The sequence below is a fragment of the Paenibacillus sp. JT22N15 genome, assembly GCF_059383755.1.
Genome location: NZ_JBXENV010000005.1, coordinates 155,192 through 174,328, shown reverse-complemented (window position 1 = coordinate 174,328; position 19,137 = coordinate 155,192). Strand labels below are relative to the sequence as shown.

The 19,137-nt window shown below is 48.9% G+C and carries 16 protein-coding genes, 6 tRNA genes and 2 pseudogenes; 3 read left to right on the top strand and 21 right to left on the bottom strand.

All coding sequences use genetic code 11. The features are described 5' to 3' along the window. Positions 1–77 precede the first annotated feature (77 nt). The 12 genes from AC50X8_RS11555 to AC50X8_RS11500 all read right to left on the bottom strand — a co-directional run bounded on the left by AC50X8_RS11555 (position 78) and on the right by AC50X8_RS11500 (position 12,887). The gene (locus AC50X8_RS11555) at positions 78–818 is read right to left on the bottom strand and encodes a TerC family protein (RefSeq protein ID WP_056034027.1); all 741 of its coding nucleotides are present in this window, start codon (positions 816–818) and stop codon (positions 78–80) included. 18 nt (positions 819–836) lie between these two features. Next, positions 837–2,207, bottom strand: a complete 1,371-nt coding sequence (locus AC50X8_RS11550; RefSeq protein ID WP_056034030.1) for a TerD family protein — start codon at positions 2,205–2,207, stop codon at positions 837–839. Continuing rightward, on the bottom strand, positions 2,204–2,782 hold the full coding sequence (locus AC50X8_RS11545; protein WP_056034033.1) for a TerD family protein: 579 nt from the start codon (positions 2,780–2,782) through the stop codon (positions 2,204–2,206). The genes AC50X8_RS11550 and AC50X8_RS11545 overlap by 4 nt, the downstream gene beginning before the upstream one ends. Before the next feature lie 139 nt (positions 2,783–2,921). After that, positions 2,922–3,497: a TerD family protein gene (locus tag AC50X8_RS11540; protein ID WP_056034038.1), complete on the bottom strand. Its 576-nt coding sequence runs from the start codon at positions 3,495–3,497 to the stop codon at positions 2,922–2,924. 36 nt (positions 3,498–3,533) lie between these two features. Then, on the bottom strand, positions 3,534–4,136 hold the full coding sequence (locus tag AC50X8_RS11535) for a TerD family protein (RefSeq protein ID WP_056034039.1): 603 nt from the start codon (positions 4,134–4,136) through the stop codon (positions 3,534–3,536). 171 nt (positions 4,137–4,307) lie between these two features. Then, positions 4,308–5,075, bottom strand: a complete 768-nt coding sequence (locus AC50X8_RS11530; protein WP_056034043.1) for a VWA domain-containing protein — start codon at positions 5,073–5,075, stop codon at positions 4,308–4,310. A 147-nt stretch (positions 5,076–5,222) separates the two neighbouring features. Next, on the bottom strand, positions 5,223–7,052 hold the full coding sequence (locus AC50X8_RS11525; RefSeq protein WP_494879855.1) for an ABC transporter ATP-binding protein: 1,830 nt from the start codon (positions 7,050–7,052) through the stop codon (positions 5,223–5,225). Next, entirely contained in the window at positions 7,045–8,790 is a 1,746-nt protein-coding gene (locus AC50X8_RS11520; protein WP_494879850.1) for an ABC transporter ATP-binding protein, read from the bottom strand. The genes AC50X8_RS11525 and AC50X8_RS11520 overlap by 8 nt, the downstream gene beginning before the upstream one ends. Positions 8,791–8,931: 141 nt before the next feature. Then, positions 8,932–9,690, bottom strand: a complete 759-nt coding sequence (locus AC50X8_RS11515) for a peptidoglycan recognition protein family protein (RefSeq protein WP_494879848.1) — start codon at positions 9,688–9,690, stop codon at positions 8,932–8,934. 158 nt (positions 9,691–9,848) lie between these two features. Next, positions 9,849–10,715: a protease modulator HflC gene (gene hflC / locus AC50X8_RS11510; RefSeq protein ID WP_056034052.1), complete on the bottom strand. Its 867-nt coding sequence runs from the start codon at positions 10,713–10,715 to the stop codon at positions 9,849–9,851. Continuing rightward, entirely contained in the window at positions 10,712–11,746 is a 1,035-nt protein-coding gene (gene hflK / locus AC50X8_RS11505) for an FtsH protease activity modulator HflK (RefSeq protein ID WP_063892544.1), read from the bottom strand. The genes hflC and hflK overlap by 4 nt, the downstream gene beginning before the upstream one ends. A gap of 73 nt (positions 11,747–11,819) precedes the next feature. Next, on the bottom strand, positions 11,820–12,887 hold the full coding sequence (locus AC50X8_RS11500; protein ID WP_494879846.1) for an AI-2E family transporter: 1,068 nt from the start codon (positions 12,885–12,887) through the stop codon (positions 11,820–11,822). A gap of 274 nt (positions 12,888–13,161) precedes the next feature. Here AC50X8_RS11500 and AC50X8_RS11495 point away from each other — a divergent pair. The 3 genes and pseudogenes from AC50X8_RS11495 to AC50X8_RS11485 all read left to right on the top strand — a co-directional run. Then, positions 13,162–13,773 (top strand): annotated as a pseudogene (locus AC50X8_RS11495) (LamG-like jellyroll fold domain-containing protein); the annotation flags it as partial. Between the two features lie 120 nt (positions 13,774–13,893). Next, positions 13,894–15,066 (top strand): annotated as a pseudogene (locus AC50X8_RS11490) (right-handed parallel beta-helix repeat-containing protein); the annotation flags it as partial. 138 nt (positions 15,067–15,204) lie between these two features. Next, on the top strand, positions 15,205–15,759 hold the full coding sequence (locus tag AC50X8_RS11485; RefSeq protein WP_056034060.1) for an SEC-C metal-binding domain-containing protein: 555 nt from the start codon (positions 15,205–15,207) through the stop codon (positions 15,757–15,759). A gap of 171 nt (positions 15,760–15,930) precedes the next feature. Here AC50X8_RS11485 and AC50X8_RS11480 read toward each other — a convergent pair whose 3' ends face one another. The 9 genes from AC50X8_RS11480 to AC50X8_RS11440 form a co-directional block, all read right to left on the bottom strand. Continuing rightward, positions 15,931–16,353, bottom strand: coding sequence for a pyridoxamine 5'-phosphate oxidase family protein (locus AC50X8_RS11480; protein WP_494879844.1), 423 nt, complete (start codon positions 16,351–16,353; stop codon positions 15,931–15,933). 280 nt (positions 16,354–16,633) lie between these two features. Next, positions 16,634–17,224: a ribonuclease H-like YkuK family protein gene (locus AC50X8_RS11475; RefSeq protein WP_056034289.1), complete on the bottom strand. Its 591-nt coding sequence runs from the start codon at positions 17,222–17,224 to the stop codon at positions 16,634–16,636. A 51-nt stretch (positions 17,225–17,275) separates the two neighbouring features. After that, positions 17,276–17,360 (bottom strand) — tRNA-Leu (locus AC50X8_RS11470). 7 nt (positions 17,361–17,367) lie between these two features. Beyond that, positions 17,368–17,444: transfer RNA gene (locus tag AC50X8_RS11465), tRNA-Glu, on the bottom strand. A gap of 25 nt (positions 17,445–17,469) precedes the next feature. Continuing rightward, positions 17,470–17,542: transfer RNA gene (locus tag AC50X8_RS11460), tRNA-Trp, on the bottom strand. A 9-nt stretch (positions 17,543–17,551) separates the two neighbouring features. Then, positions 17,552–17,625 (bottom strand) — tRNA-Gln (locus AC50X8_RS11455). Positions 17,626–17,629: 4 nt separating this feature from the next. Further along, a tRNA-His gene (locus AC50X8_RS11450) sits at positions 17,630–17,705 on the bottom strand. Between the two features lie 2 nt (positions 17,706–17,707). Next, a tRNA-Glu gene (locus AC50X8_RS11445) sits at positions 17,708–17,784 on the bottom strand. Between the two features lie 223 nt (positions 17,785–18,007). Beyond that, on the bottom strand, positions 18,008–18,241 hold the full coding sequence (locus AC50X8_RS11440; protein WP_155973058.1) for a hypothetical protein: 234 nt from the start codon (positions 18,239–18,241) through the stop codon (positions 18,008–18,010). Between the last annotated feature and the right edge of the window lie 896 nt (positions 18,242–19,137).

Genomic DNA, 19,137 nt, shown 5'->3' with positions numbered 1-19,137 from the left:
ATAAAAAAAATAATCCCCCCTTTAACCAGGAGGGATTAAGGGATCATTACCCGCATAAACCGCTATTTAAACAAGCTTTAGTTGCTGTTTGAAGTACCCTTCTTTTGTCTCATCAGGCTTAGTACGATCGTACCGCCAAACAATAGGCCAATTAGGGCAAAGAAGTAGATGTGAGGGATTTCGATATGGAAGGCCCCCAAAATCATTTTAACTGCGATTAACGCAATGAGGAAAAATGCCGTTTTTTCCAGCTCAGGAATTTTCTCAATCAGCTTGAGGAATACTTGGGCCACGCCGCGCATCATCAGAACGCCGAGAATACCGCCAAGGAACAATACCCATACTTCCTTGCTGACGCCAAATGCCGCGATAACGCTATCGATACTGAATGCAATATCCATTAATTCTACAGCGATAACCGTTCTCCAGAACGATTGCCCTTTGTTTTCAACACTGTCTTCGCCGCCGCCCTTGAACAATCCTTTATAAGCGATGTACAAGAGATAAGCCGCGCCTAGGAATTTGACGGCTGTGAACGTAACCAAATACGTACCGAAACCAATCGCCAGAAACCTGAAAATATAAGCGCCCAAAATACCGTAAAACAACGCTCTTTTCTGCTGTTCCTTTGGTAAATGCTTAACCATAACAGCGAGCACGAGCGCATTATCGGCGGACAAAAGTCCTTCCAATATAATCAGTGTTCCAATAATTCCCCAGCTGACAGGGTCGGAGAGGGTAGTTACTACTGCATCCCAATCAAAGAAATGTCCGTAGTTCTCCACAATGCTTGTGAAAAAATTCGTTAGCCAGTCCACTTCATTCTAACCTCCATTTTATTTGCTTCCTGCAACCCAGCTGAGACCCCAATCGAAAGCACTATCAAGCTTCCGATGCCCTTCAAAATACCGAACAATCCGCTCAATGCTGAACGTTTCATTGTTCACATTCGTAATCATGGCAATTGCACACATCGCCTGTCCATTGTCGTATTCATCCAGCTTAACGACAATGTCCGGGCCGCCTTGCTGGCTAAGCGTGACGACTCCATCAGCCTCAGACCAGCGCGTCACCCCTTTGTAAATAAAGGTGAAAATGAGCAATCGCTTGATTTCCTTAATTTTCTCTCCGTTAATCCGGATATTTTCACCCGTCGTCACTGAGCCTGTCCGATCATCGCCATCCAGCATCACATATGGCGCTCTGTTCAGGGAACCGAAGCTGTTGCCAAGTGCCTGAATAACGCCTTTGCTGCCATCTTTCAACTCATACATGCAAGCGAGGTCAAGATCAATACCCGTACGTTTGAACAAGCCGCCGCCGGCTTTCTGGTTCCAATTGAGGTTAACCAAAATTTCGCCCAAGCCGCCGCTTTGCTTCGTCAAATTAATGACGTCGCCCTTCTTCTTCAGCTCAATTTTGGAAAAATTGATTTTCGGCGCTTCTGAAGTCGGCTGCTGCGAAGCAGCAGGAGCAGATGGTGCAGGAGCTGGCGTAGAGCCAGGCCTTGGCGGAATGACGATGCGCGAGCCTTGCGTCTCCTGTGGTTTAGGAGGCGCTGGCGGAATCAGCGGATTCCGTGGTGCAGAAGACGTCTGCGGTGCAGGCGGTACTGGCGGCGCAGGAGGAGGCGTAGGAGCAGCAGGAGCTTTGGGCTCGTCCTTCACTTCAATGCCGTAGCTTCCGCATAAGTCTTTCAGCCCGCCAGAATAGCCGGCCCCAATCGCATTAAATTTCCACTCCTGATTGTACCTGTAAAGCTCGCCGATAACAATTGCATTTTCCACCGAAAAAGGCTCACGCAGATCATAACGAATGAGTTCCTGGCCCGTACTTTCATTCAGAAAACGTATGTATAGGCCGTTTACCCCGCTGAACTGCTGATTCCGTTTTTCCCCATCGTAAATGGTCAACGTAATGGCGATTTTCTCAACTGCAGCGTCGGTACGGGAAAGATCAATCTTGAACTGCTTGCGGTCATTGCCGCCCGGCGATTCGATATAGGATAAAAAAGCGTTCGATGGATTGCCGTAAAACAGCAAATCATTGTCACTTCGCACCTTGCCGCCTGCAGCTAGCAAAAAAGCGGAAGTATCGATTTCGAAGGAGGAAGGGGCTGACCATCCCAGAGCAGCCGTAATCCGGGTCAAACCCGGATTTGACTTGGTTACATCAGCTTTCTGCCCCTTTACGAGCGCTACCGTCATACCTCTAGGCCGTAATTGCGGCAAAGATCGGCTAGACCGCCAGCGAAGCCACTTCCAATCGCCTGGAACTTCCAATCGTTCTCATGGCGGTAAAATTCGCAAAATACAACTGCTGTTTCCGTCGAAAATTCTTCACCAAGGTCAAAACGAAGCACTTCATTGTTATTCGCCTCATTGACTACTCTTACGAAAGCGCTGCTCACTTGACCGAAGTTTTGTTGGCGAACAGGAGCATCATGTATCGTAACTGTTATGCCGATACGCACGATATGTGCTGGAACTTTGCTGAAGTCGATAATGACTTGCTCATCGTCGCCTTCACCTTCGCCGGTACGGTTGTCGCCAGTATGCAGCACAGCCCCGCCGTATGTTTCTCTATTATTGTAGAAAATAAAATCTTCGGCTCCCTTGGCCTTTCCATCAGCATGGAGCAAAAATGCAGAAGCGTCAAGGTCAAATTCGCTGCCGCCTGCATATTTATTCGTATCCCAGCCCAGACCGACAACTACTTTGGTCAATCCTGGATTTGTTTTTGTGAGATCAATACGTTGGCCTTTAGACAAGTTAATAGACATATGATTTCCCCGCTTTCTAGAAGAGTGATGTTATAGAGGTTGGATAGGTAGAAAAAAAGCTGTAAAGGGGCCTGCCCTCCCCTCCCGCCATACGCACGCGAGAAAAGAGGACTTGCCCCTGCTTCTATGCTTTTAAATGTTAGTTCAAGCCGAAGTCGCGTGCCAGACCGCCAAGGCCATCTTTATAGCCGCTGCCGACTGCGCTGAATTTCCATTCGCCGCTGTGACGATACAATTCGCCGACAACAACGCCGGTTTCGATCGAGAAATCTTCGCCCAGATCGAATTTGATTAATTCTTCGCTGCTCGCTTCGTTCACAATGCGGATGTACGCATTGGAAACTTGTCCAAAGTTCTGGTTGCGAGTCTCTGCATCGTAGATCGTAATAGCGAAAGCTATTTTTTCTACATCAGCAGGCACAGTTGCCAGTTCTACTTTGATTTGCTCATCGTCTCCGTCGCCTTCTCCTGTACGATTGTCGCCTGTATGTACGACGGAACCGTTCTCATTGGAAGTATTGTTGTAGAATACGAAGTTTTTCTCGCCTTCTACTTTACCCGAAGCTGCCAAAAGAAATACCGATACGTCGAGGTCAAATTGGCCGCCGCCGTCATATTTATTCGTATCCCAGCCTAGACCTACCAAAATTTTGGAAAGTCCTGGGTTTGTTTTCGTCAAGTCTACTTTTTGACCTTTGGATAAGTTAATTGCCATTGTCAAAAACCTCTTTTCATTTTATGGGATTGGGTATTACTTGTATCGCGCCGCCAAAATATCAATATGTGGCGCTTGGGCTCCTTCACCGATAGCGTTGAATTTCCATTCGCCATTGTGACGGTAGAGCTCACCTGTAATCAGAGCGGTCATGCCGGAGTAATTATCCGTCAAATTAAACTTAACCAGCTCTTGCATATTATTCGCATTTAAGACCCGTATATAAGCCGAGCGGATCATGCCGAAATCCTGCTTTCTTGCTTCCGCTTCATAGATGTTGACAACGACTAAAATTTTCTCCACATCGGCTGGCACTTTCGCCAAATCGATACCAATTTGCTCGTCATCGCCATCCCCTTCACCCGTAATGTTGTCACCCGAGTGAATGACCGAGTTGCAGGCACTCTGTTTATTATAGAAGCAGATGAGGCTTTCGCGGCTTGCCAGCTTTCCGCTCGCATTCAGCATTAGAGCCGAAGCGTCACAGTCAATGTTAGCCGCCTGCTTCCGTCCCATTCCGAAGAAGCTTTTCTTCTCTTCCACCGCTGGGTCCCAGCCAAGACCAACCATCAGCTTGGTAAGACCGGAGGTTCCTTTAGTCAAATCAATCTTCTGTCCCTTAACCAGATTAATACTCATGTTCGAGGTCACCTCCTTCCCACATCAGGCGAAGCAGCTTCGTCATCCGTGGCTTTCGTTTTGATTCTACCTTTTCTACGCATGTAGCGCCCAACAAGTTTCAGAGAATTTTGGCGAAACGTATAAAGATTTTATAAAGGGAAGAATGTACTGGATTAACATGTCATTTATTTAGAATAATTGTTTTTCTTTCGCTTCTTTAAGCCATGTCGGAAACTCAACAAGCAAGCTGTCATACAAATCGTCATCGGAAATTTTATCGAGGTTTTTCACCTTGAGGAAATTTGCATTGTCGATATAACGACCATCCAGATTGTCCAGCTCGTCCAAGAAATAGAAACGCTCATTGCCTATGCCGACAAACTGAAAGAAGATCCCAAGTCTTGACAAGCCGCGAATCAGCTCGCGCGTCTCCTCTTTGTCGGAGTTGTCCCCATCTGTGAAAAATAGGACATACACGGGCGGGTCATTTTTAATCTTGGATGCATCAATTTCATATTCCGTCCGGCCGCCCAAGCCGAGAAAACCGCCCTTGCGGGTAAGCTTCAGCGCCCCTGGATAATAAAAATCTGCGATCTGCTTCATGACACCCGCATATTGCGTGCCCATCTCAAGCTTATGCTTGCTCGTAATTTCCCGCTCTACAAATTGATAAAAATTCGCTTGATAAATTTCCCCAATTTCATGATTGCTCAGTCCAAAAGCGAATACATCCGCCGCACCGTTATCATCAAAATTCATCGCAAGCGCAAGCGCGCGCTCCGCTGTTTTTTGAATAATGCCGCTTCTGTACAAATTCGTCATCGAACCGGAAATATCGAACACGGCTGCTACTCGGGCAACCTGCCCATTCAGCCCCCGCTTGGTTAAGGAAATCGTTGCTTTCTTCTTCAAATCAATCAAATTATCTTCCGCTTGCTTCCTTAGATCAATACTCAAAGAGATCCCTCCTTAGCTTGATACTGTTAACTATATCAAATCTAATATAAAATGACAAAAATCCCAAAGTGCATTGCTAGTTTTTTACTTTTTTCGACATAACGCATACCCGCTATCATTACCCATTTTTTGCTTCATTTAATCAGCTCAAGCGAATACTTTGCCCCGCGAATGGCGATACAGCTCTTCGTAGTACCCATGCCGTCTCACCAGCTCTGCATGCGTGCCCTGCTCGGCAATTTCGCCCTTGCGCATCACAATAATGCGATCAGCCTTCATGACGGTAGAAAGGCGGTGTGCGATAATAATCGTCGTCCGTCCTCGCGAGACGATCGCAAGCGCCTGCTCCAGCAGCTGCTCGCTATACGAATCCAGATTCGCCGTCGCTTCGTCAAGAACGAGAATTTTCGGCTGAAATACGATAATCCGGGCAAAGGAAATCAACTGCCGCTCGCCAGCAGACAAGCCGCTTCCCCGCTCGGACAGCCGCGTATTATAGCCCTCGCTCATCCGCTTGATAATAGCATCTGCCCCAACTAGGCGGCACGCCTCCATAACCGTTTCCTCATCAATGTCCATATCAAACAGCCTCACATTATCCAGCACGCTGCCAGAATAAAGATAGGGCTCCTGTTGGACGAGGCCGACAATGCGGTGCAGCTGCGCTTGCTCGATATCGCGTACATCCGTGCCGTCGATCCTCACGCCGCCAGAGCGAACATCGTAGAAACGGCAGAGCAGGCTAATCAGCGAGCTTTTGCCTGCCCCTGTCGTGCCGACGATGCCAATTCGCTCCCCTGACCGGATATGCAGCGACAAGCCCTGAATGACAGGCGTCCGATCGCCGTAACCAAATACAACATGATCAAATTCAATATCGCCACGTACTTGCGCTTTCGCAAGCGTACGCGGCTTCGCCTTGTTTTCCACCTCCGGCTTAAGCGCAAATATGCCCCAGATACGGGACACCGCAACCGTTGCCGATTGCAGCGTATTCCACTGCTGCGTAATCGTATTAAGCGGCTGGAAAAACTGGCGAATATACGTAATGAATGCGTAAAGGACGCCGAACTCGATTTGCTTGTTCAGCACCGCCATGCCGCCAAGCCACGTAACGAAAGCAATAGACAGATTACTTAATATATCGAAGGAGCAGCGAAACCATACCTGCGTCTTTACTTCCTTCATATTAGCCCGGAAATAACCTTCATTGCGCTCCGTAAATTCTCGCTGCTGCTCCTTCTCCTGATGAAAAACCTGGATCAGATTCATTCCGGCTAAGTTCTCAGCAGTAAAAGCTATGAGCCGGGAGAGCTGCGTCCGCGCCCGCTGATAGGTCCGGCGCATATAAGAACGGAAACCGATGGCGATGCCCGCAATAATCGGCAGCAGAAGCAAGCAATAAAGCGCCAGCTGTGCGTCCAATTGGAACATCAAAAATATAATGAACACCAGCGTCATGCCATCGCGCAGCACGCTCATCAGCACTTGGCTGAACAGCTGATTCAGCGATTCCGTATCGCTGGAAACGTGGGTAATCAAGCTGCCGCTTGAGGTGCGGTCAAAATAAGACATCGACAGCTTTGAAATGTGCTCGAACAGCTGCTTGCGGACCTTCGCCACAATGCTTTGCCCTGTGTATTGCAGCATATTGTTTTGCAGGTAGGTAAACAGCAGGCTCATAGCTGCTAAGCCCAAATACAAGGCTCCTATACCGATAATGGAGCGATACTCCCCCTTGCCCGCCATCAAATGATCGTCAATAATCACTTTCACTAGATAGGGCTGGAGCAAATCCGCCGCTATAGCAAGCAGCGTACAGAAGAAGATTAGCGTAAAGCTCCATTTATGGGGTTTAGCAAAGGCGGATAACGCCCGAAATGCCGACATATATTTTATATCTGGCTTCGGCTGGTTTGGACCCATTTGCTGATCAGCCCTCTGGTCAGCTTCCCAATTGCGAATGGAATTAGCCATCTGCTTCTCCCTCCTCCTGAATCGCGCACAGCGATGCGTATAAGCCCGGCTTCGCCGACAGCTCGGCATGGGTTCCTTGCTGTGCAATCGTCCCTTCCTTCATGACGATAATTTGATCGGCATGCTTGATCGCACTAATTCTATGGGCTACAATAATCGTCGTTTTCCCTTTGCGCATCCTGCGTACCGTATTCATAATTTCCGTCTCGGTTACAGCATCGACAGCGCTGACACTGTCATCCAAAATCATAAGCGGCGCCTGCTTAATGAAGCCTCTCGCAAGACTCGTTCGCTGGCGCTGCCCGCCGGACAGCGTCACCCCGCGTTCCCCAAGCTTCGTCTCGAACTGCTCGGGAAATGCCATAATATTTTCAAATATTTGCGCCTGCCTTGCCGATTCCTCAACAGCGTCCATTTCACGCCCCCGATCCGAAAAAGCAATATTATCGCGAATGGAGGTGCTGAATAAAAAGCCATCCTGCGGCACGTAGCCAATTTGGCTGCGCAGGCTCTCAAGCGTAATGTCGCGAATATCCGTCCCATCAAAACGAATGGTGCCCATCGGCGCTTCATATGTGCGCAGCAGCAGCTTCATAAGCGTCGTCTTGCCGCTGCCGGTCGCTCCCACGATGCCAATCGTCATGCCTGGCCGAATGTCCAGCTGAATATCGCGCAGTGCCGCTTCGCGAGCCCCCGGATAAGTAAAAGACAGTCCCGCAACATGAATGCTCTTGCCATGCAAATCAAGCGAAGCAGCCGCCTTGCTTTCCTGAATATCCGGCGTTTCTGACAGCAGCTCGTTCAGCCGCTCCAATGAGGCCCGCGAACGCTGCATCGTATTAATCACAGTGCCGATTTGCTGAAGCGGATTCATGAGCATCCGTATGTAAAGCGTCAATGCTACAAAATGCCCCAGCGACAGCTCGCCATTCACCGTTAAGTAGCCGCCTAACGAAATGGCTATAATTAAAGACAAAGCGCCGAGAAAGGGGATAATCGCCTGAAAAATCGAAGAAACCCGGACCAGACGAAGCTGGTTGTCCTTGATTTGATCTACGGTTGTGAAAAATCGCTCATTCATTACCGATTCAACAGCAAACTTCTTCGTGACGCGTATGCCCCCGAACTGCTCCTCCGCTGACTCGGTCATCGTAGCGAGCGAGGCCTGCACTTTTTTGGAGCGCTGCATAATAACTGGCCCGAATCTCGTTACGATGAACGGGATCAGCAGCAGCGGCACGATGGACGAGGCTAGCAAGAACAGCGGAATGCCGCTGTAAAGCATCATTGTCACGACGGCGAAAAACAGCGTCACCGCACTAGCCGTCTGATTGACGCCCATCGAGATCGACTCCCTCACTCCAGTGACGTCATTGACGACATAGCTCAGCAGCTTGCCGACGCCATTTTTCGAATAAAAACGTTCGCTAAGTCCGGTAAAATGCACAAACAGCTTGCCGCGTGTCAATCGCTCAAAACGTCTGCCAATGTACATAATGAGAAATTGCGCCACACAAGCCAGCACAACATAGCTCGCGCCAATGGCGAGCAGCAGCAGGCTGTAGTTTTGAATAAGCCCGCTCGATAAACCGTTATTTTGCAGCGCATCCGTAAACCTTCCCAGCACCTGCGGGAAGAACACCTGAATGATACTGGATGCGACATGCAGCAGAACGGCAACTGCATACAAAGGCCAGCTTTGTCTTAGAAACTCGACTAAAATCCGCCCTTTTTTCATTCTGCACATCACTCCTTTGCCGGCTAACTATTTACTGCTATAGTATCCATTGTAACAGTTTATTCCCCTTTTGGGTCGAAAATGACGAAAAGACGGCTCGCTTGAGCCGCCTTCGCTCTGCGCTCAGCCTCTGCCTGCCGCCTACAGCAGCCCTTTGCGATACAGCACAGTCAGCACGCGATAAAAGTCTAGCGATCCGCCTTCCGGCGTGTCGATGACTCCAGCTGCTGCCGCAGCCGCAACCGCTGCTTTCGCCCATGCTGGCACCGCCATGCTGTGCTTTGCTTCTAACTCGGTTACCCGCTTCACCAGCGCATCAAACTGCTGGCGCTCCGCATCTGTCATGGGCTCCCCCTCCTCTTCCGGCTTATCCGGTTCTGGTTCTGGTTTTGGCTCTACTGGATCGCCCAGCAGCGCTTTAATTTGCTGCAAAAAGCTTTCCCAACCGCCCGGCCGGCTCCGAAACGTATGCGGACAGTTTTTGCCGCTCCAGTGGTTATGCTGGACGACTGCCGTAATCGGCAGTCCGAGCTGGCGCAGCAATCCGGCAATGAGTGCCGCTGCATTCGCCTCCGCCTTGCTGCGGATGCCATCGGCATTTTCACAAATTTCGATGCCGATTGAGCTGCGGTTGCCCGGCCCATTGCCATCGCCTGCATGCCAGCCATGCTCGGCCACTGGCAAATGCTGCACGACCCTCGTATCATCCACCGTAAAATGCCAGGACACGGGCAAAGCTGCGGCGGCACTGCCTTTTAAATATTTGGCATGCGAAAGCGCATCCGCTCCCTTCGAGCTGTTCGCTGTATCATGTACCGTCACATATTTCGGACCTTGAATGGCGATGCCGGGACGATTGTTCCTGCCCGCTGGAATATAATCCTGTATCCTTTCTACCATCGTTCACCCTCCCTTCGGGTGCAAGCATCATTCGCTCGCTCCTATTAGGAAGTGCAGCAGCACCACAATTGGTTTGTACACCTGCCTGAGGGCGGCAAAAAAGGCGGGAGAAGAGTGCTGCTCTTCCCCGCCTCGTTATTCAGCCACAAGCTGGCTCTTTATTTGCCAAGCAATATTTTCGCATATGGCGAGTCGATTGGCAGCATGATGACCGGCTCATTTTTGAGCGTTGTCACATAGCTGTCCAGCGTCCGGTAGAAATTATAGAACGCCGGGTCCTGCCCGTATGCTTTATTATAGATTTTCGCCGCCTGCTGCTCACCCTCGGCAATGATTTTTTTCGCGTCAGCCTGTGCTTGCGACATCAGCTCGCTTGCGGTACGGTCGGCCTTCGCCGTAATTTTGCGCGACTCCTCATCGCCCTCGGACAAATAACGCGCCGCGATGGATTGACGGTCGGAAATCATCCGATTGTACACGCTTTGCTTATTGCCTTCAGGCAAATCCGTACGCTTAATACGCACATCGATTACCTCAACGCCATAATCGTCACGCTTCAGCGCCTCGGCTACGTCGCGCGTAATCTCATCATTAATATTGCCGCGCTCCGTCTGCTCGCTAATAATATTATCGTAATTCACCTCAGACAGCTTGCGTCGCACCGAATTGTACACCGCTTCATCAATACGCTGGACACCAGCACTTACCGTCTGTGCCGTTTTCAAAAACTGCTCCGGATTCGTAATGCGCCAAACGGTATAATTGTCCACGATGATCGGCTTCTTATCCTTCGTCAAAATCGACGTTGGATTGCTCTCGTACGTCATCTGGTATTTCGGCAATGGCGATACATTTTCGATAAATGGAATTTTCAGCTTGAGGCCCGGCGTTTCAGCAACCCGTACCGCTTCACCAAACTTCAGCACGACTTTGTATTCGCCTTCCTTTACGATGTACATCGAGCCTGCGCCAAGAATGACGACGAGCACAATGGCGACTAGCAAAATCAATTGGTTTTTCTTCATGGTGTTACGCCCCCTTCCGCCTGCGGAGCAGGGGTTTGCGAATTGCCGGTGCTGCTCGAAGCGCTTTTGCTGCGCAGCAGTTCATTCAGCGGCAAGTAGTTCACCGTATCTCCATTGCTGTTTGTAATGAAAATTTGCGCATTCGGCAATATTTTTTCCAGCGTTTCAAGGATGAGACGGCTTTGCGTAACGTCAGGATTATTTTTATATTCGGCAAAAATCGCATTGAACTTCGCGACGTCACCCTCGGCGTTCAAAATCCGCGACTTTTTCTCTGCCTCGGCATTTTCGAGCAGTGCCTGTGCTTCGCCGCGCGCCTTCGGAATGCGATCGTTTTCATATTTTGCCGCGTTGTTGATCTTTGTATTTTTCTCCTCGCGGGCATTCGTGACTTCGCGGAACGCTTCCTCTACCTGGCCGCTCGGCGGCTCAATATCCTGGAACTTAATGTCCATAATTTGAATGCCGGTTTGATATTTCGTCTGCAGCTCCAGCAGCTTCTCCCGCACCTTATCCTGAATAACGGTTTTCCCGTCCGTAATCGCATAATCGAGCTTCTCGGAACCGATAACCGAACGAATGGAGGAGCTTGCCGCATTGCGCAGGAAACGCTCCGGATCATCAATATTGTACAAATAATCATGCAAATTGCTTATTTTCCACTGGACGACGGCGTCGGCCGATACGATGTTTTCATCCCCGGTAATCATAAGCGCTTCGTCGTCAACGGGAGTCACGCTATCGCCATTTTGGCGGTACCCGATATGAATGCGCTGCACCAGCTCAGCTGGCACCGTAACAACTTGCTGAATCGGATATGGAAACTTAAAATGCAGCCCCGCCGTCGACTCCCCCGTATACTGTCCAAATGTCAAAATCGCCGCCCGCTCCTGCTCCTGTACCGTATAAAAAGATGAAAATCCGAGCGTAACGGCTACGATGCCGATGGCTGCTCCGATGATCGCCTTTTTTACCGTTTTTGGATTAAGCGGCTTCTGGCTTCCTTGCGGTCTGTTTATTTCAGTGTTCAATTAAACCTCTCCCTTCTATTTATATGAACAAAATGAGAACAAACCTAATCTGTTCATACGTGAAGGGAGCCTATTAGGTGACAGTTTTTTCCCAGCGATTATAAATCCGCACGACGATGATCTTCACAAGCAAATAAACCGGGATCGCAACCATGATGCCGATGATGCCGCCGAGCGCCCCTGAGACGAGAATAAGCAGCAGCGTTGTAATGGGATGAACGTCCAGCTTTCGCCCATAAATATACGGGGACAAAATGTTGCCTTCAATCTGCTGGGCCAGCATAATGACGACGACAACCCAAATGACCGACGAGGGCTCATCGATAAACGCCACGATCACACAAGGGATAAGCCCCAAAATTTGCCCAATATACGGAACCATATTCATGAAAGCAATGAGGAGCGCGAGCACAAGCGGATACGGCACGCCGATTAGAAGGAAGCCAACGAGCACCATTCCGCCAAGCAGCAGGCAAAGCGTAACCCGGCCGACAATAAAGCCGCTCAACGCTTTGTCCATCTCCTGAAGCGTCTCTTTCAAACCGTTTTTATATCGCCCAGGGACCCGATCCAGCAGCTTATGGACCGCGGCCCGGTCATCCATCAGCATGTAATAAAGCAGCAGTGGCGCCGTAGATACGACAATTATAAAATTGGAGAGCACAGAAAAGGCATTTTTCATATAGTCGGTTGCCGATGCAATGCTTTTCGTTAAATAGGGCCCCGCTTTATCCATTAAATTAAAGCCAGCAAAATCAAATTTCGACAGATCAATCCCGAACAAGATTTGATTTTTCTGAAGCTGGTCCAGCTGCCTTCGAAAATCATCCGCCAGCTTTGGCAGCTGCTCAAGCAAACCCGTCAGCTGGCGCTGCAATATCGGCCATACGACGATGCCGAGCAGCGTAATGAGCGCAGCCGCGAGCACATATAGGAGCAAAATGCATAGCGGCTTCGGCAGCTTCCAGCGATGCAGGCGCGCGACCAATGGGCGGAGCAAATAATACAAAAATACCGACAGCACGATCGGTACAAAGATGATTTTCAGCGCTAGCATAATCGGGTCAAAAAAGGCGGAGTTGCGCGCAAACAAATACAAAATAAGCAGCACCAATACGATGCTGACAAAAATTTGATTCAATCGGGTTAAACGCATAATAAAGCTTCCCCTCTGTCGCTTAGTCGTGCCTATCATCTATGCTTACCCATTCCCCTGCTCCTGAAACCAAATGACAAGCTTGGCTTGCGCGTTCGGTAAATAGACCGTCTATCGAAAAAGCCGCATTTTTCGCGGCTAAAACAACATGTGAGGTAATGATTATTGCTGGAATCGCTTTCATTCCTTACGATGTGTCCAAGGAGGTTAATTGGAATAAAATACAATTTAAGCGATTACAAAGGAGGAAATTAATGTAATGTCCACTACTATGCTATTTAAGAAAAAGGGGATCAAACCACTCGCCTTCCTGCTCTGCTTCTGTCTCGCGCTTCCTTTTACATCCATGCTCGGTAAGGTTCAGGCGGCTACGCTTTACAGCGCTGATTTTGAAACGGGCACAGCATCCGGCTGGACGTCGACAAGCGGTACATGGTCGGTCGTACAGGATAGCGGCTCCTACACCTATGCCCAAACAAGCTCCGAAGAGGGCCGCACTTCCGCAGGAAATCAGGCCTGGACGGATTACAGCGTTGAAGCCAAAGTGAAAATTGATAATTTTAATGGAACAAACCGTACTTATGTAGCCGGACGCTACCAGGATGGCAATAATTTTTATGCGGCATCGCTTTATAACAGCGGCAGCGGCAAGCTTGAACTGCGCAAAAAAGTAAGCGGTTCCACAACTACTCTTGCAACCGTCGATTATCCCATTGCTGCCGGTACATGGTATACGGTTAAACTCACGATGTCTGGTTCAGCAATCACCATGCATGTGAATGGCACGCAGGTGCTGACGGCTACTGACTCCAGTTTGACCTCAGGTGCTGTTGGTCTCGTCAGCTTTAAGACGGCTGCTAAATTCGACAATGTCATCGTGTCGGATTCGGCATCGACGCCAACACCGACAGCAACTCCAACTCCAACACCAACGCCAACAGCTACAGCAACTCCGACACCTACAGCTACACCAGCACCATCCGCTACACCAACGCCAGCTACGGGCGATCTATTCGTAGCAGCGAATGGCTCTGCTAGCAACAGCGGCACGATCAGCAGCCCGCTTACGCTTGCAGCAGCACTTACGCAAATTCAACCGGGCAAAACGATCTATATGCGCGGCGGTACCTACGCTTTTTCCGGAACGGTAACAATTGAGCGCACGAATAGCGGAAGCTCTGTTAGTGCACGCAAAGGACTTGTCGCTTATGGCAGCGAGAAGCCTGTGCTGGACTTTTCCGCACAAGCTTTTGCCTCTACGAACCGCGGTCTGCAAATTAACGGCCATTACTGGTTTGTGAAAGGACTTGAAGTGAAGGGTGCTGGCGATAACGGCATCTATATTGGCGGCAATTACAACCGCATTGAAAATGTAGAAACCCATCATAACCGCGATACGGGTCTGCAGCTTGGACGATACGTATCCACGGCCGGCTACAGCGAATGGCCAGCTTACAATGAAATTATTAATTCTTACTCCCATGACAACTACGATCCGGATAATGGCGAAGATGCAGACGGCTTTGCCGCGAAGCTGACTGTTGGTCCGGGCAATGTTTTCGACGGCTGTATTGCGGCGTATAACGTTGATGATGGCTGGGATCTGTTTGCAAAAACCGAAACCGGAGCCATTGGCGCTGTAACGATTCGCAACAGCATCGCCTATCAAAATGGCCAAACGTCCGACGGTACATCGACAACTGACAGCGATGGCAATGGCTTCAAGCTGGGCGGCGAAAAAATTGCTGTAAATCACATTGTAGAAAACAGCATCGCTTTCCAAAACAAAAAGCATGGCTTCACCTATAACAGCAACCCAGGCTCCATTTCCATGAAAAACAATACTTCGTGGAGCAATGGACAAAGCAATTTCGCTTTTGATTTAGGCACACACACCTTCACCAACAACTTGAGCTTCAGCGGCAGTTCTAGCGATAAAACTAGCGGCACTGACGTTTCCAATACCAATGTTTGGTGGAAAAGCAATGCAAGCGTGAACGGCAAAGGTCTGCTCGCAAGCGCTGCTGACTTCGTGAGCTTGACCCCAACCGTTACCCGAAATGCAGACGGATCGCCGAATCTTGGCAACTTCCTCAAGCTGGCCACTGGCAGCGATTTAATCGGCTCCGGCACGCCGTCTGGTACAAATATTGGTGCCCGCTAGACATAAATAAGAGCAGGAATTTACGGCCGCCCCTTGCCTGAATGCTTCAAAACCGCTACCATGGTAAGGGTGCATAAGCGAATGCTGCCCCTTGTGGCTCCTTATGTGCGATTAACTTTTTGCCTAAGGAGACTTAACATGTTAAAGCCAGGAAGAAATGATGTATGCCACTGCGGCAGCGGCCGTAAATATAAAAAATGCTGTATCGAGCTTGATCGCGAGGAAGAGCGCCGCTTGGCGGCGGCGCAAGCTTCCGGGGGGTTGCAATCGTACGCGGATATCGAGCGCCTGCTGGATCAAGAGCTCGTGTGGGAAGCACCGTCCTATGGAGAGCTTGCCCGTGAGCTGGCTGGACAAATGAAGGACGGCTACACGCCTGCCCAAATTAGCCTTGCTCTGTTTATGTGGAAAGAGTATACGGATGCGAATAAACCTTCCTTCCGTAAATCCGGCGTTTACTGCGCGGCTTTGGAATATTTGATTTGCGAAATTCAAAGCATTCCAAGCTCGAAAGCCGAGCTTGCCGAGAAGTACAGCGTATCCGTATCTACTCTATCGAAAAAATGCACCGAGCTGACCAGCTTCTTTATGGAGCAATATGCAGAGCTGCAAGCGGAGCAGCCTGAAGCTGCAGCCGCTGGCGATGCTGAGCGCGCGGAGCAGGCGCAGCAGGAAGAGCTTGTGAAGGCTTAAGCAAGGGCCCCCGGATTTCGGCTTAAGCAGCCAGCTGTTTCACTTCTAGCTACGGATCGTCTATTGCAGCAAAAGAGCCCGCCGCCTTCACATGAAAGTGAAAGCAGCAGGCTCTTTTCGTTTGTTTTTTTCCTGTGCATAGCTCTAGTTAATTGCTAGCGTTATTTGATGCTATTGCAGCCACACCTTGGTCTCGCCACCGTCGCTCGAGTATTCAATATACTCCGGGAACGTTTCTATAATAATGTATTCCGGATCGTGAGGTCCATCAAACCACTGCTTAAAGTTTTCATTCCATAGCTTCTCACGCAGCTTGTCGTCCGCACATAACTCGGCACGAGCCTGAATTTGAACAATATCGGTAGATGGCTTGCCATCGTATCCGACAAGAATGTGAACATTCGGGTTAGCCCGCAGCTCATCAACCTTGCTCGTATCGCGATTTGTCGCCAAATATAAGTTAAGTCCATCATGGAAAAGTGCCATATAACGCACCATCGGCTTATCGCCATTTACGGTAGCAAACGAGCAAACATGGTTCGCTTGCAGCACATCAATAATTTCCTGCTCCAATTGTTTTGTTGTATTCGGCATCGGTATCTCTCCTTTAAAGGTTCATCTTTTGCCAGACTTTCTGGCATCGCGCTTGCCATAGATTACCCCTTTTGCCGTTTTTTTAATCGGAGCTCTGTTTTGGTGTTATTCCGGTTTTATGTAATAGACAGCATGGCACCGTTAGATAAGCTGCTTTTCTTTAGCCTCCAACCAGCGCCAGCCGTATAGCAAACGTGCAGAAAACGTACATCAATCGTAAAGCAGACGCATGAATACGCCTGCTTGTTTTTAATCAAGAATATTTATGTTTTACTATTATTTATATTTCAACGACATCATTTGCCGTGAAGCGGTAAGGCTTCTTGGAATGCCGATTCGCATAGGAAGAAGCGACAATTGCTTCCGGTTTCAGACGAGCTTTCATCCCCATAGCTTCCACACGCAGTACCATTTCCGCCACATAGGCAGCTGTCTTGCTGACAGCCGGATCGGTTCCGGCATCGACGTCAATATACGCTTCAAAGGACGCGCCCTTGTAAACAAAAGGAAGCACAATATCCTCCATTTGCGCCCTGCGTTCGCCACCGAAAAACAGCGCTACCTCCTCGCTATATGACGTCTCCAGCGACAGCTTCTCCTTAATGGATTTCAGTTCCCGCGGAATGACGACCTGCCGATAGCAGGCCCATGCCCCTTTGCCCTCACGCTGGATAACGACGCCGGTAATCATCGTCGTATGTCCTGCATGCACCTGGCAGTCGGTACCGATCATGAAATTGTAATTTGCATGTGGATCAAGCGACATAAAACGGACAATGCGATCATGCACCTGCTCCAGATTTAGGCGTCTTTCCGATACATTGTGAAACTCCATGTCGTGAATCAATTGAAGATGTTTTCTTATTTTCATCATCGTCACCTGTAAAGCAATTAGGCTTCTTCCCTTCTTTAGTTGGATTAGTGTGCTTCAAGGGACTCGAACCCTTAGTTGTCCAATGAACAGCGGATTTTAAGTCCGCCGCGTCTGCCAATTCCGCCAGAAGCACAAAGTGATGGTGACGCATGGGGGATTCGAACCCGCCGTATCCACGAGTGAAAGTCGTGTGGCTTAGCCGCTTGCCGAATGCGCCTTAATTAAATAATCGCTTTTTAAAACAAGGGGCGCGGGTATCGAACCCGCCTCATTCGGATTTGGACTCCGAATCGCCTGCCTTGGACATGTCCCCCTCTATCGAATTGGCTGCCCCTCTTGGAATCGAACCAAGACGCACGGTGTCAAAGACCGTTGCCCTACCGTTAGGCGAAGGGGCATTATTGGGGAGATTAACCGGACTCGAACCGGTACTTATCAGGACCACAACCTGACGTGTTTGCCTTTTCACCATAATCTCCATGGTGACGCATGGGGGATTCGAACCCGCCGTATCCACGAGTGAAAGTCGTGTGGCTTAGCCGCTTGCCGAATGCGCCTTAATTAAATTACTACTGAATCAAACCAAAAAAGGAACGTTTGTTCTTATTTTTGCAATAAAAAAACTACTTTCTCCCTCTCGGCTCCGCCTTGCCTCCTCGACTTCAGCCTACTTCAGCTAAGTTACGAGAAAACACAAACGGACCACTCACCAAGGGTGCAAGTAGTCTTCACGTATACAGATAATGAATCATCGGAATTATTCTACCCCGTGCTTCAAGATCAGGCTGCCGCTTCTCCCCCTTTGTTCAGGATGGAGCAGTCCGGCTGCGATACGCAAAAACAACGAATATTCGGTTCGATGCAGGCAACATGTAGGTTTTCATTCATCTCTTCTAAAGCTGGATGCTGCTGTTCATCCGCCTGATGCTTAACTGTTCCGCTCTGCACTTGCTCATACTGATGTAAATCAAGCTCCGCTTGCCAATTCATAAGCTGTTCTGCTGTGTTTTTCATTTCCTGCACCTTCCTTTCCTCTTCGTTATTGGTCTCGCAATGGAATCGGCTTACCGATCACGCATTTCACTTCAATGCTTTAACGCTTTAATTCATGTTCGACTTGATGCTTCTCATACTAGCATATCGACTTTTAACAAGTCAACCCTTTTTATTTCAAAAAATGAAAATAGTTTATATTATTGATTTTATTACCTTATATTCATGAATGACACACGGAAAATCGAATCATTTTTCGTTAATGAATGATTTTCTCCATCTGAAATATTCCTTTAGCAAATAAAAAAAAAGGACTACTGCTCAGCGGCAGTAGTCCTTCATCTCCCCTTCAATAGCCTACCCATCCAGGGGCTCAGGCGAATACCTGGTTCCCTTCCGGTTGGCGTCGAAAGCATATAGGAGAAAGGCTGCTGCACGGGCTGTTCGCATTTTCGGCCTGCACAAAAAGATGGCTGCTCTGTTCAGAGCCCCACGGTTGTTCAAGCTTGCTATCATGATTGAATAATAAAATGGTTAACATGCGCCGTGCACTTCCTTTCCTTCGATTGATTATGTTAAATGGATTAAGTTAATATGGAGTCAACAACATCCGTTAATATTGCATTTAATCCTCGTCAATTGTTTCCCATCTTATAGCAAATAATCCTATGCTGTCAACAGTAAATATTTATTCGACTGTATAAAGGATATCCGCTGCTTACAGGGTATATTCAACGAAAACGCAAGTAAACTGCCGCAATCGAACGACAAAACGCATTTCACAAAAAAATATAAGGCATTCTACAGGTGTTCAGCTGATTCGTTTTTATATCGGAAAAGTTTTTTGCAACCTTTTTGGTCATGTCTCGTCTGATACGGTATAAACGGCAACAAAAATTTCACATAGAGGTGATATA

What these genes read in the sequence shown, in the direction of transcription:
- hflC (WP_056034052.1), bottom strand. Translation starts at nt 10,715, where the DNA reads ATGAAGAAAAACCAATTGATTTTGCTAGTCGCCATTGTGCTCGTCGTC.
- AC50X8_RS11545 (WP_056034033.1), bottom strand. Translation starts at nt 2,782, where the DNA reads ATGTCTATTAACTTGTCTAAAGGCCAACGTATTGATCTCACAAAAACA.
- AC50X8_RS11520 (WP_494879850.1), bottom strand. Translation starts at nt 8,790, where the DNA reads ATGAAAAAAGGGCGGATTTTAGTCGAGTTTCTAAGACAAAGCTGGCCT.
- AC50X8_RS11440 (WP_155973058.1), bottom strand. Translation starts at nt 18,241, where the DNA reads ATGAAAAACACAGCAGAACAGCTTATGAATTGGCAAGCGGAGCTTGAT.
- AC50X8_RS11535 (WP_056034039.1), bottom strand. Translation starts at nt 4,136, where the DNA reads ATGAGTATTAATCTGGTTAAGGGACAGAAGATTGATTTGACTAAAGGA.
- AC50X8_RS11540 (WP_056034038.1), bottom strand. Translation starts at nt 3,497, where the DNA reads ATGGCAATTAACTTATCCAAAGGTCAAAAAGTAGACTTGACGAAAACA.
- AC50X8_RS11550 (WP_056034030.1), bottom strand. Translation starts at nt 2,207, where the DNA reads ATGACGGTAGCGCTCGTAAAGGGGCAGAAAGCTGATGTAACCAAGTCA.
- AC50X8_RS11515 (WP_494879848.1), bottom strand. Translation starts at nt 9,690, where the DNA reads ATGGTAGAAAGGATACAGGATTATATTCCAGCGGGCAGGAACAATCGT.
- AC50X8_RS11485 (WP_056034060.1), top strand. Translation starts at nt 15,205, where the DNA reads ATGTTAAAGCCAGGAAGAAATGATGTATGCCACTGCGGCAGCGGCCGT.
- AC50X8_RS11475 (WP_056034289.1), bottom strand. Translation starts at nt 17,224, where the DNA reads ATGAAAATAAGAAAACATCTTCAATTGATTCACGACATGGAGTTTCAC.
- AC50X8_RS11480 (WP_494879844.1), bottom strand. Translation starts at nt 16,353, where the DNA reads ATGCCGAATACAACAAAACAATTGGAGCAGGAAATTATTGATGTGCTG.
- AC50X8_RS11525 (WP_494879855.1), bottom strand. Translation starts at nt 7,052, where the DNA reads ATGGCTAATTCCATTCGCAATTGGGAAGCTGACCAGAGGGCTGATCAG.